Source organism: Cyanobium sp. T1G-Tous (assembly GCF_024345455.1).
Lineage (GTDB): Bacteria > Cyanobacteriota > Cyanobacteriia > PCC-6307 > Cyanobiaceae > Cyanobium_A.
In genome coordinates, this window is record NZ_JAGQBD010000029.1 from 1 (window position 1) to 24,124 (window position 24,124).

At 64.3% G+C, this 24,124-nt stretch carries 27 protein-coding genes and 2 tRNA genes; 14 read left to right on the forward strand and 15 right to left on the reverse strand.

What is annotated here, in order from left to right; translation table 11 throughout:
• Positions 1–332 (reverse strand): DUF520 family protein (locus tag KBY75_RS13570; protein ID WP_255024293.1); only part of this gene is annotated, 332 nt, incomplete at its 3' end.
• A gap of 85 nt (positions 333–417) precedes the next feature.
• On the opposite strand from KBY75_RS13570, the gene KBY75_RS13575 reads away from it, so the two are divergent.
• Positions 418–837, forward strand: coding sequence for an MAPEG family protein (locus KBY75_RS13575; RefSeq protein WP_255024294.1), 420 nt, complete (start codon positions 418–420; stop codon positions 835–837).
• A gap of 10 nt (positions 838–847) precedes the next feature.
• Here the strand turns inward: KBY75_RS13575 and KBY75_RS13580 are convergent, their stop codons facing one another.
• From KBY75_RS13580 to ebsA, 3 genes are read right to left on the reverse strand one after another with little or no spacing between them, the layout of a single operon-like run.
• Positions 848–1,360, reverse strand: coding sequence for a DNA-protecting protein DprA (locus KBY75_RS13580; RefSeq protein WP_254931240.1), 513 nt, complete (start codon positions 1,358–1,360; stop codon positions 848–850).
• Positions 1,361–1,396: 36 nt separating this feature from the next.
• On the reverse strand, positions 1,397–2,494 hold the full coding sequence (locus KBY75_RS13585; protein WP_254936591.1) for a phosphotransacetylase family protein: 1,098 nt from the start codon (positions 2,492–2,494) through the stop codon (positions 1,397–1,399).
• Positions 2,495–2,530: 36 nt separating this feature from the next.
• Positions 2,531–2,908, reverse strand: coding sequence for a type IV pilus biogenesis protein EbsA (gene ebsA / locus KBY75_RS13590; RefSeq protein WP_254936592.1), 378 nt, complete (start codon positions 2,906–2,908; stop codon positions 2,531–2,533).
• 78 nt (positions 2,909–2,986) lie between these two features.
• On the opposite strand from ebsA, the gene KBY75_RS13595 reads away from it, so the two are divergent.
• Positions 2,987–3,727 (forward strand): NAD-dependent epimerase/dehydratase family protein, encoded by a 741-nt coding sequence (locus KBY75_RS13595; RefSeq protein ID WP_255024295.1) that lies wholly within the window; start codon positions 2,987–2,989, stop codon positions 3,725–3,727.
• Here the strand turns inward: KBY75_RS13595 and map are convergent.
• Positions 3,724–4,581: a type I methionyl aminopeptidase gene (map, locus tag KBY75_RS13600; RefSeq protein ID WP_255024296.1), complete on the reverse strand. Its 858-nt coding sequence runs from the start codon at positions 4,579–4,581 to the stop codon at positions 3,724–3,726. The two genes, KBY75_RS13595 and map, sit on opposite strands and share 4 nt — an antisense overlap.
• A gap of 149 nt (positions 4,582–4,730) precedes the next feature.
• Here map and rplS point away from each other — a divergent pair, with 149 nt between their 5' ends.
• From rplS to gltX, 4 genes are all read left to right on the forward strand, one after another.
• Complete coding sequence (gene rplS / locus KBY75_RS13605; protein WP_254936595.1) at positions 4,731–5,213, forward strand: 50S ribosomal protein L19; 483 nt, start codon at positions 4,731–4,733, stop codon at positions 5,211–5,213.
• 92 nt (positions 5,214–5,305) lie between these two features.
• Positions 5,306–5,378, forward strand: a tRNA-Trp gene (locus KBY75_RS13610).
• Positions 5,379–5,730: 352 nt separating this feature from the next.
• Positions 5,731–5,804: transfer RNA gene (locus tag KBY75_RS13615), tRNA-Asp, on the forward strand.
• 104 nt (positions 5,805–5,908) lie between these two features.
• The gene (gltX, locus tag KBY75_RS13620) at positions 5,909–7,342 is read left to right on the forward strand and encodes a glutamate--tRNA ligase (protein WP_255024297.1); all 1,434 of its coding nucleotides are present in this window, start codon (positions 5,909–5,911) and stop codon (positions 7,340–7,342) included.
• Here gltX and KBY75_RS13625 read toward each other — a convergent pair.
• Genes KBY75_RS13625 through KBY75_RS13635 form a run of 3 tightly spaced genes read right to left on the reverse strand, consistent with a single transcriptional unit; the run spans position 7,274 to position 9,344 of the window.
• A complete protein-coding gene (locus KBY75_RS13625) occupies positions 7,274–8,524 on the reverse strand; it encodes a cation:proton antiporter (RefSeq protein WP_255024298.1) in 1,251 nt (416 codons plus the stop codon). The two genes, gltX and KBY75_RS13625, sit on opposite strands and share 69 nt — an antisense overlap.
• Positions 8,521–8,763, reverse strand: coding sequence for a hypothetical protein (locus tag KBY75_RS13630; protein ID WP_255024299.1), 243 nt, complete (start codon positions 8,761–8,763; stop codon positions 8,521–8,523). Before KBY75_RS13630 ends, KBY75_RS13625 begins: the two co-directional genes overlap by 4 nt.
• A complete protein-coding gene (locus KBY75_RS13635; RefSeq protein ID WP_315859095.1) occupies positions 8,721–9,344 on the reverse strand; it encodes a DUF1643 domain-containing protein in 624 nt (207 codons plus the stop codon). The genes KBY75_RS13630 and KBY75_RS13635 overlap by 43 nt, the downstream gene beginning before the upstream one ends.
• On the opposite strand from KBY75_RS13635, the gene KBY75_RS13640 reads away from it, so the two are divergent.
• From KBY75_RS13640 to cysS, 4 genes are read left to right on the forward strand one after another with little or no spacing between them, the layout of a single operon-like run.
• Positions 9,338–9,676: a nucleotidyltransferase domain-containing protein gene (locus KBY75_RS13640; protein ID WP_255024300.1), complete on the forward strand. Its 339-nt coding sequence runs from the start codon at positions 9,338–9,340 to the stop codon at positions 9,674–9,676. The two genes, KBY75_RS13635 and KBY75_RS13640, sit on opposite strands and share 7 nt — an antisense overlap.
• On the forward strand, positions 9,673–10,065 hold the full coding sequence (locus tag KBY75_RS13645) for a HEPN domain-containing protein (RefSeq protein ID WP_254936601.1): 393 nt from the start codon (positions 9,673–9,675) through the stop codon (positions 10,063–10,065). The genes KBY75_RS13640 and KBY75_RS13645 overlap by 4 nt, the downstream gene beginning before the upstream one ends.
• A gap of 50 nt (positions 10,066–10,115) precedes the next feature.
• Positions 10,116–13,124: a DNA polymerase I gene (polA, locus tag KBY75_RS13650; protein ID WP_255024301.1), complete on the forward strand. Its 3,009-nt coding sequence runs from the start codon at positions 10,116–10,118 to the stop codon at positions 13,122–13,124.
• An 11-nt stretch (positions 13,125–13,135) separates the two neighbouring features.
• Complete coding sequence (gene cysS / locus KBY75_RS13655; protein ID WP_255024316.1) at positions 13,136–14,584, forward strand: cysteine--tRNA ligase; 1,449 nt, start codon at positions 13,136–13,138, stop codon at positions 14,582–14,584.
• A gap of 28 nt (positions 14,585–14,612) precedes the next feature.
• On the opposite strand, the gene KBY75_RS13660 is transcribed toward cysS, so the two are convergent.
• Entirely contained in the window at positions 14,613–14,837 is a 225-nt protein-coding gene (locus KBY75_RS13660) for a hypothetical protein (protein ID WP_106633117.1), read from the reverse strand.
• Between the two features lie 19 nt (positions 14,838–14,856).
• On the reverse strand, positions 14,857–15,522 hold the full coding sequence (locus tag KBY75_RS13665) for an RluA family pseudouridine synthase (RefSeq protein ID WP_255024302.1): 666 nt from the start codon (positions 15,520–15,522) through the stop codon (positions 14,857–14,859).
• A gap of 44 nt (positions 15,523–15,566) precedes the next feature.
• Between KBY75_RS13665 and KBY75_RS13670 the strand changes: the two genes are divergently transcribed.
• From KBY75_RS13670 to KBY75_RS15400, 3 genes are all read left to right on the forward strand, one after another.
• The gene (locus tag KBY75_RS13670) at positions 15,567–16,817 is read left to right on the forward strand and encodes a 1-deoxy-D-xylulose-5-phosphate reductoisomerase (protein ID WP_255024303.1); all 1,251 of its coding nucleotides are present in this window, start codon (positions 15,567–15,569) and stop codon (positions 16,815–16,817) included.
• Positions 16,814–17,161, forward strand: a complete 348-nt coding sequence (locus KBY75_RS13675; RefSeq protein ID WP_255024304.1) for a ferredoxin — start codon at positions 16,814–16,816, stop codon at positions 17,159–17,161. Before KBY75_RS13670 ends, KBY75_RS13675 begins: the two co-directional genes overlap by 4 nt.
• Before the next feature lie 138 nt (positions 17,162–17,299).
• The gene (locus KBY75_RS15400) at positions 17,300–18,346 is read left to right on the forward strand and encodes a glycosyltransferase 61 family protein (RefSeq protein ID WP_255024305.1); all 1,047 of its coding nucleotides are present in this window, start codon (positions 17,300–17,302) and stop codon (positions 18,344–18,346) included.
• On the opposite strand, the gene KBY75_RS13685 is transcribed toward KBY75_RS15400, so the two are convergent.
• From KBY75_RS13685 to KBY75_RS13705, 5 genes are all read right to left on the reverse strand, one after another.
• Positions 18,326–19,198 carry a YheT family hydrolase gene (locus KBY75_RS13685; protein ID WP_255024306.1) on the reverse strand — a complete coding sequence of 291 codons (873 nt, stop codon included), beginning with the start codon at positions 19,196–19,198 and terminating at the stop codon, positions 18,326–18,328. The genes KBY75_RS15400 and KBY75_RS13685 overlap by 21 nt on opposite strands.
• A 161-nt stretch (positions 19,199–19,359) precedes the next feature.
• A complete protein-coding gene (locus KBY75_RS13690) occupies positions 19,360–20,787 on the reverse strand; it encodes an NAD(P)(+) transhydrogenase (Re/Si-specific) subunit beta (RefSeq protein WP_255024307.1) in 1,428 nt (475 codons plus the stop codon).
• On the reverse strand, positions 20,787–21,092 hold the full coding sequence (locus KBY75_RS13695) for an NAD(P) transhydrogenase subunit alpha (protein ID WP_106633123.1): 306 nt from the start codon (positions 21,090–21,092) through the stop codon (positions 20,787–20,789). Before KBY75_RS13695 ends, KBY75_RS13690 begins: the two co-directional genes overlap by 1 nt.
• The gene (locus tag KBY75_RS13700; protein ID WP_255024308.1) at positions 21,092–22,225 is read right to left on the reverse strand and encodes an NAD(P) transhydrogenase subunit alpha; all 1,134 of its coding nucleotides are present in this window, start codon (positions 22,223–22,225) and stop codon (positions 21,092–21,094) included. Before KBY75_RS13700 ends, KBY75_RS13695 begins: the two co-directional genes overlap by 1 nt.
• Positions 22,226–22,328: 103 nt before the next feature.
• Complete coding sequence (locus tag KBY75_RS13705) at positions 22,329–22,517, reverse strand: hypothetical protein (RefSeq protein ID WP_254936625.1); 189 nt, start codon at positions 22,515–22,517, stop codon at positions 22,329–22,331.
• 127 nt (positions 22,518–22,644) lie between these two features.
• Here KBY75_RS13705 and KBY75_RS13710 point away from each other — a divergent pair, with 127 nt between their 5' ends.
• Entirely contained in the window at positions 22,645–24,102 is a 1,458-nt protein-coding gene (locus KBY75_RS13710; RefSeq protein ID WP_255024309.1) for a DEAD/DEAH box helicase, read from the forward strand.
• Positions 24,103–24,124: the final 22 nt, after the last annotated feature.

Here is a 24,124-nt window from a genome sequence, read left to right on the forward strand (position 1 = left end):
AGCTGCTTGGCCAGCTCAGAGCTCAACCCTTTGCGCAGTTTCACCACCTGCTTGACCCGGTTGCCCCCCACGGGCTCGGGGCTCTGAAAGTCAAAAATCTTCAGCGAGAGGTTGCGCTTGGTTGCCTTCTGGCGCAACACGTCCTCCACGGCCTGGAGGGTCATGTCACTGGCGGTGGTGATGGTGAGGCTCGTCTCCTCCACCTCGATTTCGGTGTTGGAATCCTTGAGGTCGTAGCGGGTGCCCACGTCGCGGCGCACCTGATCGATGGTGTTGACGAGCTCCTGGCGATCAAAATCGCTCACCACATCGAAGGAATAGGTGTCGGCCATGGGGCGCAGTTTGGAGGTCGGAAGCGTTCACGGATCGTAGGGGCGGCCTGTCAGCCTGACCAAGCACCGATTGCGCCTGCAGTTCATGACCTCCGCCCTCGCCCCTTTCGCCTGGTCGTTGCTGCTGGCAGCTGGCGTGGTGGTGTTCAGCACCGTGCCCCTGGGCGCCGCCCGCTCCAAGGCCAATTTCCAGCTGGCCGACCTGGCCGCCCCGCGGGCCATGTTTGAGCGGCTGCCAGCCTGGGGAAAGCGGGCCGCCTGGGCGCACCAAAACTGCTTTGAAGCCTTCACCCTGCACGCCCCCGCTGCCCTGCTGTGCCTGGTGGCTGGTGTCAGCAGCCCGGTAGCGATCGCCGCGGCCTGGATCCATCCCCTGCTGCGCCTGGCCTACATCGGCATGTATGTGGGCAACGTGCCAGCGCTGCGCGGCCTGTGCTGGGCGGGCGCCCTCACCTGCAGCGGCTTGCTCTACGTCGAAGGCCTAAAAGCGCTGCTGGGCAGCTAAGCGAACAGATTTAATCGAAGAACATCACGCTCACAACCTTGCCCATGTCCTCCGCGACCCGGCAGCTGGCTAGCAAGGTTTCGCTGTCGTGGAAGGCGTAACAAATCAGCTGATCGCAACGACTGATGATGTCTTGGTTGCATAGGCTGCTTGCCATCGGCAGGGGCAGCTCATCGTGTTCTGGCTTCTCCACCAGATGCAGCACTCGCTCCAATTGATCGCGAGACTCTCCGGGCTGGCGATCAAGGCTCTGGGGCAAAAGCACGGTGAGCCTGGCCGGATCAATCTCCAGCACGCTGCGAATCACCGCCGCGTTAACGCCCTGAGAACCGGAAGTGATCAGATTGTGTCCCTCCTGGGCCAGGGAGCGCGCCACTAATTCGACCAGATGGATCGAAACCACGGGAACGTGGCGACTGCCCAAAATTGCAATCCGACGCTTGCTGCGGTCCTGGAGCATCGCCAGTTCCTGGGCCAGGGTGTCGATACGATCAATCGACGGAAGATCAAGGGACCGGGACACCAGTAGCCACCTGCCAGTCCTTTGAAACTAGCAGCGTTATTTCATTAACGCGGGCAACTGCAACCGAGCAAACAGGCGCTCGAAATTGCAATGCTCTTCCACCAGCCGGAAGGCAAAGCTTGCCTTCACCACCTCGTGCAGACGCACATGACCAAAGGCCTGCTCAATCACTTCCACTGTAGTGAGGGTGTCGTGCTCCACCTTGAGCAGGGGCACTTCAAGCTCCTCGGCCCGGTTGAGCAGCTGGGGCAGGGGGTCTCCAGCTCCCGTGAGAATCAGGCACTGGGTTGAGGCCTCCAGGGCTGCCAGCTGAATATCGGTGCGATCAGCGCCAGTCACCACAGCCATATTGCGGCGGCGCCGGAAAAACTCCATTGCCGAGTTGACGTTCATGGCGCCAATCGAGAGGGTTTCCACCAGGAGATCGAGTCGTTCCGGGCAGCACAGCACCTGGGCACCGAGCCGGAGGGCCAGCTCCTCCACCGTGACACTGCGAAGCAGCGGGCTTTGGGGCATGACGCCATGCACCGGCAAACCAAGGCGCTCTAAGGCAGGGACAACCTCAGCGCAAAGCTGGGCCACAAGCCCCGGCTTAACGGCATTGAGCACCACCCCCGCCAGATGCTCACCCAACTCGGCCTGAGCCGCCAGGAGCGGGTCGATGCTGCAGCTATCGATCCAGGGATGCACCAGCAACACCGATGCCTCCAAGCCCCGGGCTAGCTGGGCCAGGCTGAGACCGTAAAGCAGTCCCTCATGCAAGCTGCCGGCGGCTTCCAGCAGGGTTAGCCCGTCGCTGGCGGCGGCCAGCTGCTGACGCAGCTGCTCAAAGCCCGAGCCGGGATCCAAGTCACCCTGCAGCAGCCGCCGCTCTGCCGTGAGCGGATCGAGCACGTGCAGCGAGGGAATCAGATTGGCTTCCGGAAGCCCCAGGGTGGCGCCGATGAAACGCACATCGGCATCCAGCAGAGGCGCCTGGCTAGCAGCATCCGCCGGGCTATCGAGGCTGGTGGCTAGGGGCTTGCCAAAACGCACCGGCACCCCTTGGCGAGCCAGTTGGCGGGCCAGACCAAGCACCACCGCCGATTTACCACTGAAGGATTCGCAGGAGCCGATCAGCAAGGTGGGGGCCATAGGTCAACCTCGCTGGGGGATGTCTTGAAGCGAAATTTAGGCGGCGCTGCCCACTGCTTCGGTAGCAAGGGGCGGCTGACCCAGCAGCAGCCATTGCCAAAAACTCGCCGGCAACTGCTCCCCTTCCCGATCCATGAACCACTGCACCAGCTGGTAACAGGGCAACTCAAAGCTGTATTGCACCTCTGGTAAATCAGGAAAAATCAAATCGCAGTGGAGAACTTCCTGGGGTGCTGTTTCACCACTCCAGCTCAGCCGCAACATGTGGCTACGCCCCCCCTGCAGCAGGCGCTTACCGGTCCAATCGCCCGCCAGCAGTATCGCCAAGGCACCCTCCAAAGACATGAGCCGCCCTAGCCCACCGCAGTAGGGAGCAAATAGGGGCACTAAGGGGGCAACAGACTCAGGGATCATGCCAGTGGGCATTAAGGCGGCGTTGCCGTCAACAATTCCAACCATGCTGACGCGTCAGGATCAGTTTATGCCAGCCAGATGACCAATTTTGATGGATGCCGGATCGCGGTTACCGGTGCGAGCGGCAGCCTGGGCCGGGCCCTGCTCCAGGAGCTAGCCCAGCAGGGCGCCTCGCTGGTAGCCCTCACCAGCAGTAGCGAACCCCTGCTACTGGTGGATCCTGCTGGCACAGCGATTCCCCTAGAGCAGGTCTGCTGGCAATGCGGCCAGGAGCAGGAGCTGCGTGGGCTGCTGGAGCGGGTAGACATCCTGGTGCTGAACCACGGCATCAACCAGCTACAGCTCCGCAGCCGCTCAGCCACGGCGCTTGCCCTGGAGGTGAATGCCCTGAGCAGCTGGCGGCTGCTGGAGCTGTTTGCCGAGGTGGTGCAACAAAGCCCCCGCCCTGAGCGGCCCAAGCCTGAGGTGTGGATCAACACCTCGGAGGCGGAGATCCAGCCCGCCCTCAGCCCTCTCTACGAATTGAGCAAACGGCTCTTAGGCAGTTTGGTGAGCCTGCGGGCCCTGGATCTCGCTGGTGCCAACGGGCCCTTGCGCATCCGAAGGCTGGTGCTGGGGCCCTTCCGCTCCAGCCTCAACCCAATCGGGGTGATGGGGCCGGGATTTGTGGCCAATCAGGTAGTTGCCCAGGCCCGGTTAGGGCTCAGCCTGATCATCGTGACCCCAAACCCCCTCACCTACGTGTTGATGCCGCTAAGCACCCTGGCGCGTTGGGGCTACTTCAAGCTGCTGACGCGGCCGAGCCCAGGCCAGCCCTAAAAATCGCGGTCGGTGAGAATTTCGCAACCGTCACTTGTTACGGCGATGGTGTGCTCCCACTGGGCCGACCAGCTGCCATCAACGGTCACCACGGTCCAGCGATCCTTGAGGGTGCGGCAGGCCTTGCTGCCGGCATTGAGGATCGGCTCCACCGCCAGGGTCATGCCCGGGCGCAGCTTCATGTTGGGCAGATCTCGGGTGCGGAAGTTGAACACCGAGGGCTCCTCGTGCAGATTGCGGCCGACGCCATGGCCCGTGTAATCCTCCACCACCGCAAAACCATGGGCCTCGACGTGGTCTTGGACGGCGCCGGCGATGTCGAGCAGAGTGTTGCCCGCCTTGATCTGGCGCAGCCCTTGCATCAGCGATTCCTGGGCCACCCGGCAGAGGGTTTGGGCCTCCTCGGCGGCGCCTCCGCCTACACAAAGGCTGACGCAGCTGTCGCCGTGATAACCGTCGAAGTAGGCACCTGTGTCGATCTTCACCAGATCGCCGGCCTGAATAACCCTTTTGCTGTTCGGAATGCCGTGGACCACTTCGTTGTTGATTGAGGCACAGATGCTGGCCGGGAAACCGTGATACCCCTTGAAGCTGGGGGTAGCACCCATCTCGCGGATGCGCTTCTCGGCATGGCGATCGAGGTCGCCGGTGGTCATGCCGGGAGCCGCCAGCTCCAGAATTTCGCGCAGCACCGTGGCCACAATCCGGCTGGCCTTGCGCATGGTGTCGATCTCGCGGGCCGACTTGATTTCAACGCCGCGCCGTCCCTTCTGAATGCGTGGACCGGTTTCAACGGTGGGGGAGGCAACCGCCGCGCCCTTGGTGCTGGCCAGTAGGTCGGCAAACAGATTCATGCAGTGACCCACCGGCAGCTATCCGGCAGCGATGTAGGGCAGAACTGAAAGCTACCAATGGGACTGCACCGCTGTGGCAAAGGCGGAATAGCAATCGGGGCACCTCGAGCCGGTACACTGCATCTTTGGCTAGGCGTAGCGGAGCTGAGATGGCAACGGAGTCGACAGAAAATCAAGCGGTTGATCAGGTGGCTGACGCCACCGTGAGCACTGCAGCTCCTGCGGCCACCGCGGTGCAAGAAAAACCGGCCGCCACGAAGGCCAAAACCGGCAAACTCAGCGCCCAAGAGCTGATCCGGGCCTTTGAGGCAGAGCAATTGAAAGACGAGCTGCCCGACATTTACGTCGGCGATACCGTCAAGGTGGGTGTGCGCATCCGCGAAGGCAACAAGGAGCGTGTGCAGCCCTATGAGGGCGTGGTGATCGCTAAGCGCCATGGCGGCCTCAACGAGACCATCACGGTGCGCCGGATCTTCCAGGGCATTGGCGTGGAGCGGGTCTTCATGCTTCACAGTCCTCAAGTTGCCTCCGTGCATGTGGAGCGCCGCGGTAAGGTGCGTCGGGCGAAGCTCTTCTACTTGCGCGACCGGGTGGGTAAAGCCACGCGCGTCAAGCAACGCTTCGACCGCTGAGGTTGCCAACGCAACTTCAGCCTGCCGTCTTGGGATTCCTCTAGACAGCTGGCTGATTAGCCGCGGCCTCCTATTTACGGGGCATCGGCCATGCGCCGTTAGTTCAGTTGGTAGAACGCAGGTCTCCAAAACCTGATGTCGGGGGTTCAAGTCCTCCACGGCGCGTTCGATGCCCCAATTTGCAGTTTGCTGGTTTGAGCATGGAGTTGGATTTACAACCCGGGGATGTGGTCAAGGTGCTCGAATCAGCCGCTTTGGGCTGGGTTCGAGCTCGGGTGATCCGGGTGAAATCCGGTGGCAGGGTGGTTGTGCAGAGCGACCAAGGTCGTGAATTCACAGCCCGAGGCAATCAGGTTCGTTTGATTGAGCCAGCAGGGTTTAGGCCCTGAGATTCATGCGGCTTTAATGCCGGTCCGCAATGCCGGTCTGCCCTAAACCAATTGGTTGACGAGCGGACCGGCCATCACGGATACTTCCTGAGTCGCCACGGCGACACAGTTAGCTCAAAAAGCTGCTTGGGACTGTAGTTCAACCGGTTAGAGCACCGCCCTGTCACGGCGGAAGTTGCGGGTTCGAATCCCGTCAGTCCCGTTCCCTTTTAATTAGGAGTTGCCCCTGTGGATGCTGCGCAGTCCGTAGCAGGGCAACCTTCTTCAGAAACGACCCAGTCGGGTATATCCCTGTCAGATCGGCCGGTGCGGGTTCGTCTTGCTCCGAGCCCAACGGGCACGCTGCACATAGGCACCGCTCGCACTGCAGTTTTTAACTGGCTTTACGCCCGCCGCCTGGGCGGGCAGTTTTTGCTGCGGATTGAGGACACCGACAAAGAGCGCAGCAAGCCCGAATACACCACCAACATCCTCGAAGGGCTGCAGTGGCTGGGCCTGCAATGGGACGGCGAACCCGTGATTCAGAGCGCTCGCATCAGCGAGCACCGGGCCGCCATCGAGCAACTGCTTGCCTCCGGCCACGCCTACCGCTGCTTCGCCAGCGAGGCGGAACTTACCGCCATGCGGGAGCAGCAGGCTGCCAGCAAGCAGGCCCCCCGCTACGACAACCGCCACCGCGACCTAAACGCCGAGCAGCAACAGGCCTTCATCGCCGAGGGGCGCCAAGCCACCATCCGCTTCCGCATCGACGACGAGGCCACGATCAAGTGGAGCGACCTGGTGCGGGGGGAAATGCGCTGGGCCGGCGCCGATCTAGGTGGCGACATGGTGATCGCCCGCCGCGCCGCCGCCGACCAGATCGGCGACCCCCTCTACAACCTGGTGGTGGTGGTGGACGATGCCGCCATGGCGATCAGCCATGTGATCCGCGGCGAAGACCACATCGCCAACACGGCCAAACAGCTGCTGCTCTATCAGGCCCTTGGCGCCGAGCCACCGGTGTTTGCCCACACCCCCCTGATCCTCAACCAGGAGGGCAAGAAGCTCTCCAAACGCGACGGCGTCACCTCGGTGAGCGACTTTCGGCAGATGGGCTACACCGCTGAAGCCTTAGCCAACTACATGACCCTGCTGGGCTGGTCGCCGCCGGAGGGGATGGGCGAGCGCTTCAGCCTGGCTGAGGCCGCGGCAGCGTTTTCCTTCGAGCGGGTCAACCGCGCCGGCGCTCGCTTCGACTGGGACAAGCTCAACTGGCTAAACGGCCAGGTGCTGCACGAGCTGGGCCCCGAGGCCCTGCGGCAGGAGCTGCTGCCCCTCTGGACCGCCGCGGGCTGGCCGGCTGATTCCAGCGGCATCAGCGCAGATCCCGCCTGGCAGCTACAGCTATGCGAGCTGCTCGGCCCCTCCCTCACCCTGCTGCCCGACGGTGTCGACCAGGCCCGGCCGTTCTTCACAACCCCAGCCCTCAACGAAGCTGCCAGCGCCCAGCTCGAACTCGAGGGTGCGCGCCCAGCCTTGGCAGCCCTACTGGAGCAGTTGCCTCCAGGCGCCCTGGAGCCAGATCAGGCCCAGGCGCTGCTTGGCGAGGCCGCAACTGCCGCCGGCGTCAAGAAGGGCGTGATCATGAAGAGCCTGCGTGCAGCGCTGCTCGGCAGCCTCCAGGGCCCAGACCTACTGGCCACCTGGCTGCTGCTGCACCGATGCGGCGACGACCGCTCCCGCATCGCACGCTGCCTCTGAGAGGCCAAGCCAGCGGGCCAGGGGTCCGGCGCTTAGGCCCTGCAACCCCACGGTGAGCAGGATCGTCAGAAACACCAACCCCTGCAGACGGCCGGCCCCCACCACTCCCGCCTGCTCAAGGCGAATCGCAAACAAACTGGCCACTGCCGCGGTAACGATGCCGCGGGGCGCCAGCCAACTCATCAGGGCCCGCTGGGGCAGGCTGAAGGCGAGGCCCCAGGTGGCCAGGCCGATGGCCACTGGGCGCACCAGCAGCATCAAACTCAGCACGCAGGCCACCCCACCCCAGCCCAAGGGGCTGAGTTCGGCCCAGCTCACATCTGCGGCCAGCAGGGGAAAAAGCATCGTGATCGCCAGCTGGGCCAACTGACGAATCAACTCATCGAGCTCGGCGGCATCGGTATCGGGCCGGCGACCCACCACCACCCCGGCAGCCACGGCGGCGGGCAGCCCCGATTCGGGCAGCAGCAACTCACAGCCACTGAACATTAAAAACAAGGTGCCCAAGGTGAGCTGGAGCCGCAGGGCCCCGGCCGGCTGGGCGGGGATACGGCGCAGGGCTTCGGCCAGCAGCCAGCCGCAGAGGGCACCGATCGCCACACCGCCACCGAGACGTTGCAGCAGCCCTAGGGCAAGCTCCCGCCAGCCATGGAGGTCGCCAAGGGCCAGCTCCAAAAGCAGTAGCGCCAGCACGGCACCAATCGGCTCCAGGATCAGGCCCTCCCCCTCCAGCACCTCTCCCAGGGGCGGAGCCAGGCGGATCTGCCGCACCAGCGGGGTTACCACGGTGGGGCCAGTGGCCAGCACGATGGCGCTGAACACCGCCGCCAGCGACCAGTTCAGCCCCGCCAACCAGTGGGCGGCCAGCAGGCCAGCCGCGAGGCCAAGCACCAGGCGCACCAGAACGATGCGCAGCACCGCCTGCTTGGTGGCATCACCGGGCAGGCGCAGGTTGATGCCACCGTCAAACAGCACCAGGCTCACCAGCAGGCCCACCACCGTGCCCAGACCCGCACCCAGGTCGAGGGGTTCTACAAGGCCAAAGCCGGAGCGGCCGATCACCAGGCCGGCGCTGAGCAGCAGCACCACCCCAGGCAAGCCGGTGAGCCAGGCCAGGGCCTGAGCTATGGCCCCGGCAAAAACCGTGACCCCCCAAAGCAGGCCCAGCCGCTCAGGCGTCATTCATCGAGGGCGTTGAACTTGGGCTCCACGTGGATGCCAATCACGCCGTTGGGTCGCACCACCAGATACTCGCCCTCCATATCGCCGATCGGCACATTCACGAAGGCGTCTGGGGCGGAGGCGGTGAGAACCCCGCCATACCACTGCTGAAACGCCTCCAGGGTGGAGAAATGGACGGTTTCGGTCTGGCCGCCGCTCATATGCAGGTGAACGGCGTAGCGGCGGGGGATACGGGACATGGGGGCGCGCCAGGCAGCGAAACGGACGTGCCCACAGGATGCCCCAGGGTCTGTTGGTTGTGCCAGGTGAGTGGCTGCAGCGCAACATCGCTGGCCACATAGAGGGGATGGCGGGGCTGGCCGGCGGCGGTGAGGCCCAGGGCCCAGAGACCACGCCCCTGCAACAAGGCCAGCACCCCCTGATCGCGCCCCCGCCAGGCGCCCTGGTTGCCCCAGCCCAACCAGAGGGTGGCCTCAGGCTGGGCCGCCAGGCGGCGCTGGATCCAGGCGTCGGTGTCGGCACCCACCGGATCAGTGGCGCGCCGCAGCACCGCCGGCGACGGGCTGACGCGGGCAAACAGGTTGAGCACCTCGAGGCTGCCGAAGCCCCAGCGGCGGCTAAAGCCAACCAACCGCCGCAGGGTGGGATCGTCGCGCTGGCCATCGGCCCGAGAGGGATTGAGGCCGATGAAGATCAGCCTTGGCGCCGCCGGCTGCCACAGCCGCTCCAGCCACCAGCGGTAACGGCCGCAGGAGCTGAAGGCGGCGCTGCCGCTGACGATGGCCTCCTGCACCATCCCCGTAGCATGAAACGATGCCAAGCCTGGCCGCTATTCGCGAACAGCGCCTAAGTGCCCGCCTAACGGTGTTGCGCGCAGGCGCCGCAGTTGTTGCTGCCAACCATCCCGGCGGCGAAGTGTGGCTGTTCGGCTCGCTGGCTCGCGGTGACTGGGACGCCTATTCCGACGTAGACCTGCTGGCCATCGCCACCACCCAGGTGGCCGCAGATGCCTTGGCCGATGCGCTGCTGGACGCCCGCCTAGGTGACGACGTGCTGGCCCTAAGCCAGGAGCGCTGGCAGCAGCTGAAAGGGGGCGACGATCCCTACTGGCGGGCCATCGGCCGCGACGCCCTGCGCCTGGATCAGCCGTGACTCCCAGGGTTGAGGCCTGGATCCGCCAGGCCCAAAACGATCTGGAGGCAGCGCGCTTCACGGCCGGCCAGGGGTTCCATGCCCAGGCCTGCTACCTGGCGGGTCAGGCCGCCGAAAAGGCGCTCAAGGCCCTGGTTCTGGCAACCGGGATCACTCCGCCATACAGCCACTCCCTCGAAAAACTGGTGGAACTGTTGCAACAGCAGGGCCTGGATCTCCCAGACCTGGCTGAGCTGCATCTCAAGGCGCTCACGCGCATGAACAGTGCCAGCCGCTACCCCCAAGGCGATGAGGCCCCGGCTGATCTCTTCGATGCCAATGACAGCAGCACTGCCCTGGGCACTGCGGAGGCCGTGGTGCGAATCGCGATGACCCGACTGCAAGCCTGAGCTCTGGCAGGCTGGCCCCCACGCCCGCGCCGCTCCGGCCCCCCGCACCTGTGGCCCCCAGCACCAAGCCCCTGCTGCTGCTGATCGACGGCCACTCCCTGGCCTTCCGCAGCTTTTATGCCTTCTCCAAGGGGGGCGACGGGGGCCTGAGCACCAAGGCGGGGGTGCCCACCAGCGTCACCTACGGCTTCCTCAAGGCCCTGCTCGACAACTGCAAGGGGCTCAAGCCCAATGGCCTGGTGGTGGCCTTCGACACGGCCGAACCCACCTTCCGCCACGAGGCGGACGAGGCCTACAAGGCCCACCGGGATGAGGCGCCGGAGCACTTTTTCGCCGACCTGGCCAACCTGCAGCAGATCCTGGCCGAGAGCCTCGACATCCCCCTGGCGATGGCGCCGGGCTTCGAGGCCGACGACGTGCTCGGCACCCTGGCCAACCGGGCCGCCAACTCCGGCTGGCGGGTACGAATCCTCTCGGGCGACCGCGACCTCTTCCAGTTGGTGGACGACGCGCGCGACATCGCCGTGCTCTACATGGGCGGCGGTCCCTACGCCAAAAACAGTGGCCCGAGTGAGATCCGCCGCGAGGGCGTGATCGCCAAGCTCGGCGTCACCCCGGAGGAGGTGGTGGATCTCAAGGCCCTCACCGGCGACAGCTCCGACAACATCCCCGGCGTCAAGGGCGTGGGCCCCAAAACCGCCATCAACCTGCTGGCCGCCTACGACCATGTGGACGGCATCTACGCGGCCCTCGAAGCGCTCGAGCAGGCGGGGCCCAAGGCCAAGGATCCCAAGGGCGTGCTCAAGGGCGCCCTGGTGGACAAGCTGCGCGCCGACCGTGAAAACGCCTACCGGTCGCGCATGCTGGCCGAGATCCTGATCGACATCCCCCTGCCCAGCGAGCCTCGGCTGGAGCTGGGGGCAGTCAAGGCCGACGCCCTGGCCGGCAGCTTGGAGGAGCTGGAGCTGTACAGCCTGGTGAAACAGGTGCCCCAGTTCGCCCAGCTGTTCTCGGCCGTGCCGCCGCAGCCCAGGGAGGAATCCAGCCCCGCGGGCGGCAAGGCCGTCACAGCCACCGAAAAGGCGCCAACGGCTGGTGAAACAGCGCATGCAACAAACGGTCCAACAGCTGCCGATCAGCCGGACAGCCAGAAGCTGCCCCAGCTCAAGCCCCAGCTGATCACCAGCCCCGAGGCCCTCGCCGCCCTGCTGACCCACCTCAACAGCTGCACCGATCCCGGCCGCCCCGTGGCCCTAGACACCGAAACCACCAGCCTCAATCCCTTCCAGGCCGAGTTGGTGGGGGTGGGGGTGGCCTGGGGCGATGGCCTGGCGGAGCTGGCCTACATCCCGATCGGCCACCACCCGCCCGCGGCGGCCGACCTGCTCAGCGCCCCCCCAGACGCGCCGAGCCAACTGCCCCTCGCTGCGGTGCTCACCGCCCTGGCCCCCTGGCTGGCCAGCGCCTCCCACCCCAAGGCCCTGCAGAACGCCAAGTACGACCGGCTGATCCTGCTGCGCCATGGCCTGCCCCTGGATGGGGTGGTGATGGACACGATGCTGGCCGATTACCTGCGCGATGCCGGCGACAAACACGGCCTCGACGCCATGGCCGAGCGCCACTTCGGCTTCAGCCCCACCAGCTACAGCGAGCTGGTGCCCAAGGGAGCCAATTTCGCGTCCGTGGGGATCGCCGCCGCCTCCCTCTACTGCGGCATGGATGTGCACCTCACCTGGCGCCTGGCCCAGCTGCTGCGCCGCGAGCTCACCGCCATGGGCGAGGCCTTGCCCGAGCTGCTCGACCAGCTGGAGCTACCCCTGGAGCCGGTGCTGGCCCTGATGGAGGCCACCGGCATCCGCATCGACACCGCCTACCTCGGTGAGCTCAGCGCCGAGCTCAAAACCACGCTGGATCGCCTCGAGGGCGAGGCCAAGGCCTCCGCCGGGGTGGACTTCAACCTCGCCTCCCCCAAACAACTGGGCGAGCTGCTGTTCGACACCCTCGGGCTGGATCGCAAGAAATCGCGCAAGACCAAAACCGGCTGGAGCACCGACGCGGCCGTGCTGGAGAAGCTGGAGGCCGATCACCCAGTGGTGCCCCTGGTGCTAGAGCACCGCACCCTCAGCAAGCTCAAGAGCACCTACGTGGATGCCCTGCCGGCCCTAATGGAGCCGGAAACCGGCCGGGTGCACACCGATTTCAACCAGGCCGTCACCGCCACCGGGCGCCTGAGCAGCAGCAACCCCAACCTGCAGAACATCCCAATCCGCACCGAGTTTTCGCGGCGGATCCGCAAGGCCTTCCTGCCCCAAGAGGGCTGGAGCCTGATCAGCGCCGACTACTCCCAAATTGAGCTGCGCATCCTGGCCCACCTCAGCGGCGAGGAGGTGCTGGTGGAGGCCTACCGGACCGGCGACGACGTGCACGCCCTCACCGCCCGGCTGCTGCTGGAGAAGGACACCGTGACGCCGGATGAACGTCGCTTGGGCAAGACGATCAACTTCGGCGTGATTTACGGCATGGGCGCCCAGCGCTTCGCCCGGGAAACGGGCGTGAGCCAGGCCGACGCCAAAGAGTTTCTGAGCAAATACAAGCAGCGCTACCCGAAGGTGTTCGCCTTCCTGGAGCTGCAGGAGCGGCTGGCCCTGAGCCGGGGCTACGTGGAGACGATCCTGGGCCGGCGCCGCCCCTTCCACTTCGACCCCAATGGCCTGGGCCGGCTGCGGGGCAAGGATCCCCTGGAGATCGACTTAGAGGTAGCCCGCCGCGGCGGCATGGAAGCGCAGCAGCTGCGGGCTGCGGCTAACGCTCCAATCCAGGGCTCCAGCGCCGACATCATCAAGCTGGCCATGGTGCAGCTGCACCGGGAGCTGCAGGCCGCCCAGCTACCGGCAAGACTTTTGCTGCAGGTGCACGACGAACTGGTGCTCGAGGCGGCCCCCGAGGCCATCGAAGCGGTGCTCAGCATGACGCGTGAAACCATGGAGCGAGCCGTAGCCCTCTCGGTGCCCCTCGTGGTGGAAACAGGCGTAGGCCCCAACTGGATGGACGCGAAGTGACCGCTGGCCTGATGACCCTGAAGCTCACCAACACCCTCACCCGCCGCGTTGAGCCGTTTGAGCCGCTGGTGCCCGGCCAGGTGAGCATCTACTGCTGCGGCGTAACGGTCTACGACCTCTGCCACCTGGGCCATGCCCGCAGCTACATCGCCTGGGATGTGCTGCGCCGCTATCTGATCTGGTGCGGCTACCAGGTCACCTTTGTGCAGAACTACACGGACATCGACGACAAGATCCTGGGTCGCGCCGCTGAGGAGGGCAGCTCGATGCAGGCGGTGAGCGAGCGCAACATCGAGGCCTTCATGACCGACATGGCCCGGCTAAATATCCTGCCGCCGGATCGCATGCCGCGGGCTACCCAAAGCCTGGACGCCATTCGCAGCCTGATCACCGAGCTGGAAGCCAAGGGGGCGGCCTACAGCGCCGATGGCGATGTCTATTTCGCCGTAATGAAGCATGCCGGCTACGGCAAGTTGAGTGGCCGCGACCTGGCTGAGCAGCAGGACAACGCCGCCGGCCGGGTGGCGACTGCAGAGGAGGCCCGCAAGCAGCACCCCTTCGACTTCGCCCTCTGGAAGGGCAGTAAACCGGGCGAACCCAGCTGGGAATCGCCCTGGGGCCCAGGCCGGCCCGGCTGGCATATCGAGTGCTCAGCAATGGTGCGCGAGGAGCTCGGCGACACGATCGACATCCACCTAGGTGGCGCCGACCTGATCTTTCCCCACCACGAAAACGAAATTGCCCAGTCGGAAGCCGCCACCGGCCACGAGCTAGCCCGCTATTGGCTGCACAACGGCATGGTCAATGTGGGCGGCCAGAAGATGTCCAAATCCCTGGGCAACTTCACCACCATCCGCGACCTGCTCGATTCCGGCATCACGCCGATGACATTGCGCCTGTTCACCCTCCAGGCCCACTATCGCAAGCCGCTCGACTTCAGCGCCGAAGCCCTCGAGGCCGCCGCCACCGGCTGGAAGGGCCTCAACGCGGCCCTGGGCCTGGCAAGCACACTGACGCTTGGCTCCGACCCTGCCTGCCCCCCGGCTCTCGCCGCTGCCCGCCAGCGCTTCGCCGCCGCCATGGACGACGACCTCAACACCGCCGCCGCCCTGGCGGTGCTGTTCGAGCTGGCCAAGCCCCTGCGCGCCCTCGCCAATCGGCTGGAGCGAGGCGATACCAGCGCCGCCGCTGAGGCCCGGGCGCCAGAGCTGGTGGATCAGGGCCAGCTGCTGCTGGAGCTGGCCGGAGTGCTCGGCCTCCAGAGCGAAACCGAGGCCAAAACCAGCACCAACAGCTCCGGCCCCAGCGACGCCGAGATCCAAGCCCAAATCGCACAGCGTCAGGCCGCAAAGGCCTCCCGCGACTTCGCCACGGCCGACGGCATCCGCGATGGCCTGAGGGCCCAGGGCATCGAGCTGATCGACAGGCCTGGCGGCATCACCGAATGGCTTCGGGGCTGAGTATCCCTCTAGAGGGCAAGCTCCCACTTCAGTCCTCGCTCGGCTCAGGTGCCTGCCGGCCCTGCATCATCCGCTCGATCTTGCGAATCCGCTCCAGGGTGGTGGTCCACACCTCTTTTTGAAAGCCCGGCTCACAGCCATCCACTAGGGCCTGCAGATCCTCCTGGCGCTCGAAGGCATCCCAGAGCTGGCGCTCCAGCTTGGCCCGGTCGATGAAGTTCCAGCGCTGCAGCCACACGGGCAGTGCCGCCATGGGAAGAGTTCAACTGGGCTCAGTTAAGGGGATCCACCCCCACCAGCCCATCTCCAAAGCAACGGCTGCGTAAATGCAGCGGCTTGCCCGTGGCCGGATGCAGCAGCTGCAGTCCGGCGGCATGGAGCTGCAGCCGCGGCGCTGCGGCAGGTTCGCCGTAGAGGGGGTCGCCCAGCACCGGATGGCCCAGGGCCGCCAAGTGCACCCGCAACTGGTGAGAGCGGCCGGTGCGAGGTTGCAGCAACAGCAAACTCGAGCCCTCGAAGCGCCGCAGCACTCGCCAGCGGGTGAAAGCCGACTTGCCACCGCACTCCAGCGGCACCACCCCATAGCGGGGCGGCCGAGTGGCGATCCGGGCTAGCGGCTGGTCGATAATCCCGCCCTGATCCGCAGGCAGCCCCTGCACCATGGCCAGGTAGGTCTTGCGCACCCGCCGCTCGGCAAAAGCGGCACTTAAGGACCGATGGGTGGTGGCATCTCTGGCCAGCAGGATCAGCCCCGAGGTATCGCGATCGAGGCGGTGCACCAGCCTTACCTCCGGCCAGCGCTCCTGGGCCCTACTGATCAGGGAATCGGCCAGCTCGGGCCCAAGCCCCGGCTGGCTAAGCAGGCCCGAGGGCTTCACCAGGGCCAGCAGCCAGGGATCGGCATAGAGCACACAACAGCCGGGATCACTGCGGGGCATCCTGCAGGGTCAATGGGAGACTTGATAGCACTTGAGTTGCCGCCGTGAAAGCCCTCTCCGTGCTCGGCTCCACCGGCTCGATCGGCACCCAAACCCTCGAACTGGTCGAGGAGTTCCCCGATCGCTTCCGGGTGGTGGCCCTCACGGCCGGCAACAACCTCGATCTATTGGTGAGCCAGATCCAGCGCCATGCACCTGAGGTGGTGGCCCTGGCCAATGCCGAGCGCGTCAGCGAGCTGGGCGAGCGTCTGCAGGCCCTGGAACCCGCCGCCAGGCCCGCCCGGATGCCCGAGCTGCTGGGGGGCTCTGAGGGCCTCTGTGCCACCGCCGCCTGGTCCACGGCCGATTTGGTGGTGACCGGGATCGTGGGCTGCGCTGGCCTGCTGCCCACCCTGGCCGCCATCCGCGCCGGCAAGGATCTGGCCCTGGCCAATAAGGAAACCCTGATCGCCGCTGGGCCCGTGGTGCTACCGGAGCTGGAGAAAAGTGGCTCGCGCCTACTGCCGGCTGATTCCGAGCACTCGGCGATCTTCCAGTGCCTGCAGGGCACTCCCTACGCCGAGACGGCCCGCCTCTCCACCGGCAGCCCCACCCCGGGCCTGCGCCGCATCCAGCTCACCGCCAGCGGCGGCGCCTTCCGCGACTGGCCGGCGGCAGACCTCCACAAGGCCACCGTGGCCGATGCCACCAGCCATCCCAACTGGAGCATGGGCCGCAAAATCACCGTGGATTCGGCCTCCTTAATGAACAAGGGCCTGGAGGTGATCGAGGCCCACTACCTGTTCGGCCTCGACTACGACCACATCGAGATCGTGATCCACCCCCAATCGATCATCCATTCGATGGTGGAGCTGGCCGATTCCTCGGTGCTGGCCCAGCTCGGCTGGCCCGATATGAAGCTGCCCATTCTTTATTGCCTCAGCTGGCCCGAGCGCCTGAGCACCCCCTGGCGCCGGCTCGATCTCACCGAAGTGGGGCAGCTCAGCTTCCGCGCCCCCGACCCGGCCAAATACCCCTGCATGCAGCTGGCCTACGCGGCAGGCCGCGCCGGCGGCACGATGCCAGCGGTAATGAACGCCGCCAACGAACAGGCTGTGGCCCTCTTCCTTGAGGAAAGGGTCCACTTCCTCGATATCCCGACATTGATCGACGGGGTGTGTGATCGCCACCAAGTCGACCTCATGGCCAATCCCTCCCTAGACGACGTGCTGGCCGTAGACGCTTGGGCCCGTCAGGCGGTGCAGGAGGCTGCAGCCCGGCTCAAAGCCAAGGCGCCAGCTGCGCTGCCGGCGTGATCTCGCACCACCTACTGCTCTGCGCCACTCCCAGCAAAGCGCTCTGCTGCCCCGATCCCGCCATAGGCGCCGCCAGCTGGGACGCGCTCAAGCGCCTGGTGCGCGAGCTGGGCCTGGAGGATCCGGCCCGGCCCGAGGGGATCGTGCTGCGCACCAAGGCCGACTGCCTGCGCCTATGCGCCGGGGGGCCGATCCTGCTGATCTGGCCGGAAGGCACCGTTTACGGCGGCGTCAGCCCTGAGCGGATCGAGCCAATCCTGCGGGAGCACGTGATCGGCGGCCAGCCGCTTGAGGAGTGGATCCTCAAGCGCTATCAAATGTCTAACAGCCTTAAACAGAACTGACTCCAGATCAAAAGGGACCCTGAAATGGAGCTGAACCATGGCAAAATCAGCATATCCACCGACCAAAGCCGACACATAATGCTTCGATTGCTAGCAAGTATTCCGCCGAATCACCCCTCCCTATTCGGGGAGCATTTGGTGGTCAAACCAGAACCACTAGTGATCGAAGAAGATGCAACTATTTTACCACGCCGATTTAACATAAAGGAGACAAAAGACTGGTCCCTACGCTTTAGTCAAGGAATCTTTAACGCTAATGGTGATCACATCGAAGCCCTAAGCGATCAAAGGGGCAATCGCAAGCTTTTCTTTCCCACTTCGAGACTCGAGGAAGCAAAGGGATACGAACCAGAAAAGATTAAACGCCTTAAATTCATGCTCTACGGGGGAACACTCTATGAGCACTTCGGCGACATGCTTGTTGACACATGCCGCGCCTACCAACTATTGCGTCTTTACCGACACTGCAAGGAACCAATCTGGTTCCACTACGCCGCCCCCCGCTCAGTGCGGGAATTCAGGACGCCAAGCATTGAAGCTTGGCTGAATTGCCTAGGACTGGCAAACCGCTTCCGCCTGATAAGACGACCGATGCGGGCTCGTCGACTAGTGTCCTGCCCGCAAATCTATCGGGACTTGAAATGGATCAGTAGCGACTATGCCCCGGCAGCCCGAGCATCACTTAACCCGAAGCTTCGCCGCCAGCTGGAACAGATCGAATGCAATGGCAAGCGAATCGCCTACCTGTCCCGCCATAAACTAAACAATGGCACCAGCAAATTCATCCAAGAAGCTCAACTGGTCGAGCAACTGCGGTCCATTCCCGGAGTAGATATTATTTGCCCCGAAGAGCTAAGCTTCGAAGAAAAATTATCTCTCTGGCGCAGTCATGCTTACATCATCGGATTTCCCCAGGGATGCATGATGCTGAAGCCGTTCGTTCCCAAGCAACAACCAGATCAAATTGCACGCCAAATTTTTCTTCTTGCCGGTCCCAAATGCTTCCCAAGCACCTGGCTAAACGTAGATAGCGCTTGCCAATTCAACGACCTCTATTTAGATTGCAACGGCCCAGACGAAATGACTCCAAAAGATCAATTAGACGATCAATTCACCCGCGCCAACAGTATTGATGCAGGCACAATCGTAGGCGCCCTTACAGACTTAGCCACATCGCTGCAATAGCCACTCCACCACTTGCCTATCAGCCCAGCTACTAGAGGGGTTGAGCTGACTATCGGCCACAGAGTGAAAACCATTGTGACCTCCCTGCTGAGGCAGACAAAATTTGGCATCCAGTGGTAATTGGGCAGATGCCAATCCCAAGGCCGAATCTGCCGGCACCCAGGGATCATCAAGGGCCTGCACAAAAAAAGCAGGCGGCAAAGGCGCCCCGTTTAGCATTGCCTGCAGCGGCGACGCATCACGGTAATAACAATCCACATCCTTGTAGCCCCAACGAGGCGCCGTGATGACTGCATCGAAATCTCTTATCGTGCGAATCTTATCAACATTAGCCCGAACAATACTCGTGTTCATTAATTCCCGAGCTTGGCAATCGGAGCTGAATTGAGGGTCCGCCTTTGTCTGGTTTATCAATGAGCGCACCATGTGACGCTGGTAGAAGGAATTGCGGGGCCAAGAAATCTGATGCGAGCAGGAGTCAAGATCCAAGGGACTACTCACGCAGGCAAGGGCATCGAGACCATCCGGCCGCTCCAGCAGGGCATTGAGCAGAACTGTGCCTCCTAGGGAAAGTCCCACCCCAAACAGGGGCAGGGCCCTTGCACGTTCCCTGGCTGCTACCAGCACAGGCAAAATGTCGCGATTACAGGCAGCCGCATAGGTACCAGAAGCAAGCTTTCGGCCCGCGCCGGCCCCGCGCAGATTTAATCGCCAAACCCCAAAGCCCCAGTGCAAAAACAAGCCGGCAAGTCGACGCACACCCGGACGCTCGCTGCTGCCAGCAAGTCCATGAACCAGAAGGACCCAGGCAACGGGATGGTGCCGCTCTGGTAGATCCTGACTAACAAGCAAAGAGGCTCCATCAGGTAAGCGGATCCAAAGATCTTCTCTAGGAATGGCACCTAATTGCTGAGGCAGCCTGGGCGGCCTCAGGGTGTCTCTCAGGGTCTGGAGATCGGGGCCGATCCAGGGCCAGCGTTGCTTAAAAACAGATGGTGTAAAAGCTGTCTGCTTCAGACGGCCACCTTCTTACCCACACCCATGCTGCGCAGCTCGGTGAGCAGGCCATTGAGCACGGCCTTGGCATCACCAAAAACCATGGCGGTCTGGGGCAGCTCAAAGAGGGCGTTTTTAATGCCCGCATAGCCGGCGCCAAGACTGCGCTTGACTACAAAAACCTGGCGGGCTTGATCCACCTCAAGCACGGGCATGCCATACAAAGGGCTGGTGGAATCGGACTTGGCGTCAGGGTTAACCACGTCGTTGGCTCCCAGCACAATCACCACATCGGTGCGTGGGAATTCAGGGTTGACCGTGTCCATCTCCAGAAGTTGCTCGTAGGGCACATCGGCCTCTGCCAGCAGCACATTCATGTGACCAGGCATACGCCCAGCCACCGGGTGGATCGCATATGTCACCTCGACGCCGTGGTTTTCCAGCAACTTGGAGAGTTCGCGCAGGGCGTGCTGAGCCTGGGCCACTGCCAGGCCATAGCCGGGCACAAACACCACACGTTCAGCGGCCTCGAGTGCAAGAGCGCATTCCTCAGCGCTGCAGCTGGTGATGCGGGTGTAGCCGGCCTCATCGCCGCCACCGCCCACCGGTGCCGCCCCACCAAGGGCGCCTCCAAACAGCACGCTCACCAAGGAGCGGTTCATGGCGGTGCACATCACCTGGGTGAGGATCAGGCCCGCTGCACCGACCATGGCGCCGGCCACAATTAGAAGTTGGCTGCCAACGACAAAACCAGCGGCAGCTGCGGCCACGCCGGAATAGGAGTTGAGCAGCGAGATCACCACAGGCATATCGGCACCGCCGATCGGCAGGGTGACGCCGATACCAAGCAGGGAAGAAGCCACCACCAGCAGCCAAAGAGGGGCTCCCGCCATATCGCCAGGCAAGGCAATCGCACCCACCAGGCAGGCCACCGCCAAGGCGATGTTGACGGCATGACGAAGCGAGCTCTGAGTCCAGCTGGGGGTATCAATCCAGCCCTGCAACTTGCCCATCGCCACGATCGAGCCGCTGAAGGTGATCGCGCCAACGAACACCGAAATCACGATCGAGATCTGCTCCACAAGGCCGGAGGAGCCCTCCCCGGGGCTAAACAAAGCCACCCCAAGAGCCACCAGTAACGACGCCATACCGCCGCAGCCGTTGAAAAGGGCCACGGTTTCAGGCATGGCAGTCATCGGCACCCGCTGGGCCGTAATCAGGCCGAGCACGCCGCCCAGGCCAGTACCGATAGCTACCCAAAGCCAGGCTTGGGGGGAGAGGGGTTGCTGAATTAGCAGGCCGAGCACGGCCAGGCCCATGGCAAGGGCCGCCAGACCATTGGCGGAGCGAGCGGTGCTCACTTTGGAAAGGCCCTTGATACCGAGGGCCAGCAACAGCACGGCACCCAGATCGATCAGGGCGGGCAAAAGATCAAGTCCAGCCATCAGCGGGTCCCTCCGGTGCGGGGTGATTTGCGCGAAAACATGGCGAGCATGCGGTCGGTGACCAGGAAGCCGCCAACGACGTTGAACAGGGCAAAGCCCAGGGAAAGCGAGCCGAGCACCAGCAGGGGCAGCTGGTCATTGGCCTGGGCGATCAGGGTGAGCGAAGCCAGCACGGTGATGCCGCTGATCGCATTGGCACCACTCATCAGCGGGGTGTGCAGGGTGGGAGGCACCTTGCCGATCAATTCGAGTCCCAACAGGCTGCCCAGCAGGAGCACCCAGAGGGCTTGGGTCAAGGCACTCATCAGTTAGCTCCGGAAACGAGGTCAGGAAAACGGCAGGAACCGTCGTGAGTGAACAGGCAGCCGGCCACGATCGGGTCCTCCTGATCGAGCTGGAAACCCTCATCGCCCAGCACGTGCTCCACTAGTGCCGCCAGGTTGCGGGCGTAGAGGGCGCTGGCGTGGTTGGCAACGGAGCTGGGCAGGCCATCGCCACCAATCAGCCGCACGCCGTGGCGCTCCACGGTTTGACCGCAGACCGTGCCGGCACAATTGCCGCCCTGGGCCACGGCCAAATCCACAACTACTGAGCCCGGGCGCATGCCCGCCAGCATCTCGTCGGAGATCAGCAGGGGCGCTCGCCGGCCCGGCACCTGGGCGGTGCAGATCACCATGTCGGCCAGGGCCAGCTGATCGGCCAATTGCTGGCGCTGGGCAGCCAGGAAGGCTTCGCTAGCCGCCTTGGCGTAGCCGCCGGCTTCGGCGGGGCGCTCCTCCTGCTCGGGTGGAGAAAGGAACCTCCCCCCCAGCGATTCGACCTGCTCCTTCGCCGCAGGCCGCACATCACTCACGTAAACCACCGCGCCAAGACGCCGGGCCGTTGCCAAAGCCTGCAGCCCAGCCACCCCTGCGCCCAGGATCAGGGCCCGCGCCGGCTGAATTGTGCCCGCTGCTGTCATCAACATCGGCACGTATCGATCTAGGGCTGCAGACGCCAGCAGCACCGCCTTGTAACCGGCGATGTTGGCCTGAGACGACAGCACATCCATGCTCTGGGCCCGGCTGATCCGGGGCAGCAGCTCCAAGGCCAAGGCCGACACCCGCCGGGCCTGAAGCTGCTCCACTAAGGAGTTGGCGCCATAGGGAGAGAGCAGACCCGCCAGTAGGGCTCCAGGCCGCAGCTGATCCAGCACCTCGGCAGCTGGTGGATTGACGCAAAGCACCGCATCGACGCCAGCGCCCAGCTCGGGGCCTGGGGCAACAAGGCGGGCCCCAGCCGCTTCAAATTCATGGTCGGCATAGCCAGCCGCCAAGCCAGCGCTTTGCTCAACCTGCAGCGTCAGCCCTCGGGCCAGCAGCCGGCGAACGGTTTCAGGAGTTGCAGCAACGCGACACTCCCCCGGGGTGCGTTCCCGCAGGATCAGTACTTCAGCCAAGAGGGTTCCCGGAGGCCATCTGTCTATTAGGGGGTGTCTCCCCTCGCCTGAGCAACACAACTGCGGCAAATGTGCGCAGTTGCCCATCCAAGCCAGGTGGAGCTCAAAACAGGGGAAGCAACTCCTGCTCCACGCAGCTGGCCTGCGGCAGGGCGCCCTGGTGACGCAGCTGGCGCGCCCGCAGGATCATCGGATCGATGTCGCATTCAAGGGCCCAGCAGCGCTTTAGATGCCAAAGCTGCAAGGCGGGCGCCCAGGCCCAGGCATCCGGATCGGAGCAGAAGTTCGCCATAGGGAAAACAGCAGGGGACCCGGGGGTTGAACTGAAACTAGGCACGCTGCGCCATAAGCCCATAGGCCAGATCACCCATTTGCTGCCGGCCTACTGACGCCTGGGCACCCCTGGCCACAATGGCGTGATGGGATTTCCTTCCTTCGACCTGGGCATCCCGCCGCCCACAACAACCGCAGTGCGGCCCAGGCAGTGGCAGAGCCGCCTGATCCAGCTGCTGCGGGCCCGCCTGCTCAACCACCAGCCTGGCGGCCATGACGTGCTGATCCATGCAGGACCGGGTGCGGGCAAAACCTTGGGCGCCCTGCTCAGCTTCATCGCCCTGCAGCGGGAGGGGAGGCTCGATCGCTTTTTGATCTTCTGCCACCGGAGCTCAATCGCCCATCAGTGGCTGGGAGCTGCGGAGCGCCTCAATCTGCGCCTGCTGGAGTGGGACCCGGGGCAGGGGCTATTAGCCCTCGAAGCAAATTCAAACTGGGATGGCCTGCTACTCAGCTATCAGTGCACGGCCCGGCACCGCCTTGCGCTCGAGGCAGCCCTACCCCGCATAGCCCTGGGGAAATGGCTGGCCATTGCCGATGAAGTGCACCACTTGGGCTTGGATCCGGATGAACCAGAGGCAGCGGCCTGGGGTTTCGCCTTCAGCCAGCTCACCGCTCCAGCCAAGCTGCGACTCGGCCTCACCGGCACCCCTTTCCGCGCCGACAACCTGGCCTTCTGCGCCGCCCGACGGGTAAAAGTGCGCGAGGGGGATCAGGTGATCGAACGCATCGCCCCCGATTTGAGCGTGGAACCCCGCCAGCTGATCTTGGCCGGAGATGTGCGCCCCCTGGAATTTCGCTTCCAGGACGGCTGGGTCGAACACGGCAGGCCCCAGGCCTCCGCCGACACCGAAACCTCGCCCCTTTCAGCTGAAGCGCGGGAGAGCTGGCGAGCCCGCAACTTGCGCCGTGCCATCCAACTCGGAGATGCCAGCAGCATCGCCCTGCGGCTACTGCTCAAGGCCCGTCAAAGGCTGGAGGGGGTGCGGGCCCACCACCCCGAGGCGGGCGGGCTGGTGATCGCCCGCGACATCGCCCACGCCAGGCGCATCACCGGGCTGCTGGAGGAGGAGGGCGACCGGGTGCACCTGGTCCATTCCCAGGACCCCGAGGCCAGCGCCCGCCTGGCCGCCTTCCAGGCCGGCGAGGCGGACTGGCTAGTAAGCATTGATATGTGCGCCGAGGGCTTTGATGCCCCAAGACTGCGGGTAGTTGCTTACCTCACCACGGTGGTGACTCGCAGCCGCTTTGTACAGGCCATCACCAGGGCTGTGCGCATGGATGGCCAACGCGCCGCCCTGGAGACCGTGCCGCGGCAGCCGTCCTATGTGTTCGCGCCAGCCGACCCATTGCTGATGAGCTACGCCCGCAGCTGGTCCCTCAGCGAGCCCTACCTGATCAAGCCGAAGCAAGTGGCTAGAGAGCCGGACTCACTCGGCAGTGGCCAGGGAGGTTCCATACCCCTACAAGCTGTAGAAGCAAGAATCGGTGCGGTGATCAGCGTGGGGCCGGAGCTACCTAGTTTTCTGCAGCGAACGGCCTGAAAACTGCTTTGGCGATACAAGG